The sequence below is a fragment of the Skermanella sp. genome (genome assembly GCF_059503625.1).
Genome location: NZ_JCACHA010000265.1, coordinates 1 through 3,099 on the forward strand (window position 1 = coordinate 1; position 3,099 = coordinate 3,099).

Consider the following 3,099-nt stretch of genomic DNA (forward strand, 5'->3'; position numbering starts at 1 on the left):
CTCGACCTTGCCTTCCTTGGTCAACTGCTCCAGCCGGGCGACGCTTTCAGGCGCCGCGCGGAACTTGGCGCGGCGGTGGACGACCATGATCTTGGCCGCGACCTCGGCAAGGCTGTTCGCCCAATCGACGGCGCTGTCGCCGCCGCCCGCGATCACCACCCGCTTGCCGGCATAGTCCAGCCGGCGGCGCACCAGATAATGGACCGACTTGCCCTCGTACTGCTCCAGCCCGTCCAGCGGCGGCCGGTTCGGCCCGAAGGCGCCGACGCCCGCCGCGACGATGACGGCCTTGGCGTTGATCCGCGTGCCCGCCGAGGTCTCGACCAGCCAGCGGTCGCCCTCCGCCCGGCTCAGGCTGACGACCTGCTGCCCCAGGTGATAAACCGGCGAGAACGGAGCCGTCTGCTCGTTCAGCCGCTCGATCAGATCGGCGGCGTCAATGGACGGGTAACCAGGAATGTCGTAAATGGGTTTTTCCGGATAGAGCGCGGCGCATTGCCCGCCAATCACATCGAGGGCATCGATAACGTGGCATTTCATACGCAGCATGCCGCATTCGAAGATGGCGAACAGACCAACTGGACCGGCACCTATGATGGCGACATCGGTATGCTGCTCGGGGCTCGACATGGTGACTCCGGAAAAGCTAGGAAGGGTGTGGCACTGATTTCCCTTCATGTACCGGATTTCCGACCGGGATCAAACCCCCGGCATCATCTCCCTCAGCGGACGGCCTCGAGCATATGTCAATGACGGCTCCACGCCAGCACGGCCTGATCATCGACCTGGACGGCGAAGATGCTACGGCGGCGCTAGCATCCCGTGTCGGAGCGCTCCTGCGCCCCGGCGACATGGTGGCGCTGCGCGGCGATCTGGGCGCCGGCAAGACGGCCTTTGCCCGTGCGCTGATCCAGTCGCTGGGCGACCCCGACGACGAAGTGCCCAGCCCGACCTTCACGCTGGTCCAGACCTACGAGACACCCAAAGGCGCGATCTGGCACTTCGACCTCTACCGCCTTTCCGGCCCTGACGAGGTGATCGAGCTTGGGTGGGACGAAGTCCGCGCCGACGGCATCGCCCTGGTCGAATGGCCGGACCGCCTTGGAACCCTGCTGCCGTCCGACCGGCTGGACATCTCGATCTCGTTCGGCCCCACGCCTGAGTCCCGCCGTGTAGCCCTGACCGGCTTCGGCGGCTGGGCCGCCCGGCTGGCACCGCTGGAGGCTCCGCAGAAGTGACCGAGCGCGCCGAAACGATCTCAAGCTTCCTGACCACCCACGGTTGGGGAACCGCCGCCCGCACCCCCCTCGCCGGGGATGCCTCCGCCCGCCGCTACCTGCGTCTGGCGCGCGGCGACGAGCGCGCGATCCTGATGGACTCGCCCAACCCCGCCGAAGACGTCGTCCCCTTCATCGCCATCGCCGATATCCTCCGCCGCCTCGGCCTGTCCGCCCCCGAGATCAAGTCGGCGCAGCCCGACGACGGCCTGCTGCTGCTGGAAGACTTCGGCGACGGCACCTTCACCCGCCTGATCGCGCAAGCGGCCGACCCCGCCGAACTCTATAGCCTCGCCGTCGATGCCCTGGCGGTGATCCACCGCGATTTCCGGCCGGACCAAGCGACCGCGATCGACCTGCCCCGCTACGACGCCGACCTGTTCATCGATCAGGTCATGCTGCTGGCCGACGTCTACGTTCCCGCAGCGCTTGGCCGCGCCGCCACCGCTTCCGAGCGGACCGAGCTTGAGCAGGCCTGGCGCGCCACCGTCCCGGATGCGGTCCGGATCGGCACGTCCCTGATGCACCGGGACTATCACGTAGACAACCTGATGCGGCTACCCAACCGCCCCGGCGCGGCGGCCTGCGGCCTGCTCGATTTCCAGAACGCCGGCCTCGGCCCCATCAGCTACGATCTGGTATCCCTGCTGGAGGACGCCCGGCGCGACGTTCCCACGCCGCTCGCCACCGCGATGCTCGACCATTACCTCAGCGGCTTCCCGGACCTCGACCGCGACGCCTTCCACCGGTCCTACGCCGTGCTGGGCGCCGTCCGGCACACCCGCATCGTCGCGGTCTTCGCCCGCCTGCACCTGTCGCATGGCCGGTCGGAATATCTGCAACACCTTCCCCGCGTCTGGCGCCTGCTGGAAGCGAAACTGGCCGAACCGGCATTGGCGCAGGTGCGCGACTGGTTCGACCGGACCCTTCCACCCCAGGTCCGCGCCCCTCTGTTCCATTTGAAAGCAATTGATTGATGACGCCCCTGACTCACGCCATGGTGCTGGCCGCCGGGCTTGGCCTGCGCATGCGCCCCTTGACGCTCGAAATGCCGAAGCCGCTGATCTCCGTCGCCGGAAAGCCCCTGCTCGACCACGCGCTCGACCGCGTCGCGGCGGCCGGGATCGGGACCGCCGTGGTCAACACCCACTATAAGGGCGAGATGATCGCGGCCCACCTGAAGGACCGCACGGCCCCCCGCGTCGTCCTGTCGCCCGAAGCCGACCTGCTGGAAACCGGCGGCGGCATCAAGCATGCGCTGCCGCTCCTGGGAACCGACCCGTTCCTGTCGGTCAACGCCGACATCCTGTGGATGGACGGCCCGACCACCGCGATCGAGCGGCTGCTTCAAGCCTGGAACCCGAAGGCGATGGACGCGCTGCTGCTGCTCCACCCCGCCGTCAGCGCCTATGGCTACGACGGCAAGGGTGATTTCCACATGGACCCCGTCGGCAAGGTCACCCGCCGCCGCAGCGGCGAGATCGCTCCCTTCGTCTTCGCCGGCGTCCAGATCCTCAAGCCCGAGCTGTTCGCCGACACGCCCGACGGCGCGTTCTCGACCAACCTGATCTGGGACCGGCTGCTGGAGAGCGAACGCCTCTACGGCATGCGTCACGATGGCCTATGGTTCCACGTCGGGACCCCTGCCAGCATCGGTCAGGTCGAAGAGCACCTGGAAGTCCGGCCGCACCACGCCGAGTCGTAAACATCCCGCTAACGATCAGACCCACTAAATACAATATCTGGGAAGAATTTGCATCCTGACCCCGAGCTGTAGTATAGGTGGTGGTCGAACCTGCCGGTATTCACAAGCTCGGGGATC

General features: G+C 67.1%; 4 protein-coding genes. 3 read left to right on the top strand and 1 reads right to left on the bottom strand.

Features of this window, described 5'->3' with window-relative positions:
* Positions 1–630, bottom strand: a 630-nt coding sequence (locus tag AC5JJ6_RS06290; RefSeq protein ID WP_496041220.1) for an NAD(P)/FAD-dependent oxidoreductase, incomplete at its 3' end; no start/stop codon positions are given.
* A gap of 119 nt (positions 631–749) precedes the next feature.
* Here AC5JJ6_RS06290 and tsaE point away from each other — a divergent pair.
* Genes tsaE through AC5JJ6_RS06305 form a run of 3 tightly spaced genes read left to right on the top strand, consistent with a single transcriptional unit; the run spans position 750 to position 2,982 of the window.
* Positions 750–1,238, top strand: a complete 489-nt coding sequence (tsaE, locus tag AC5JJ6_RS06295) for a tRNA (adenosine(37)-N6)-threonylcarbamoyltransferase complex ATPase subunit type 1 TsaE (RefSeq protein WP_496041221.1) — start codon at positions 750–752, stop codon at positions 1,236–1,238.
* A complete protein-coding gene (locus AC5JJ6_RS06300; protein ID WP_496041222.1) occupies positions 1,235–2,254 on the top strand; it encodes an aminoglycoside phosphotransferase family protein in 1,020 nt (339 codons plus the stop codon). The genes tsaE and AC5JJ6_RS06300 overlap by 4 nt, the downstream gene beginning before the upstream one ends.
* Positions 2,254–2,982 (top strand): nucleotidyltransferase family protein, encoded by a 729-nt coding sequence (locus tag AC5JJ6_RS06305; protein WP_496041223.1) that lies wholly within the window; start codon positions 2,254–2,256, stop codon positions 2,980–2,982. Before AC5JJ6_RS06300 ends, AC5JJ6_RS06305 begins: the two co-directional genes overlap by 1 nt.
* Positions 2,983–3,099: the final 117 nt, after the last annotated feature.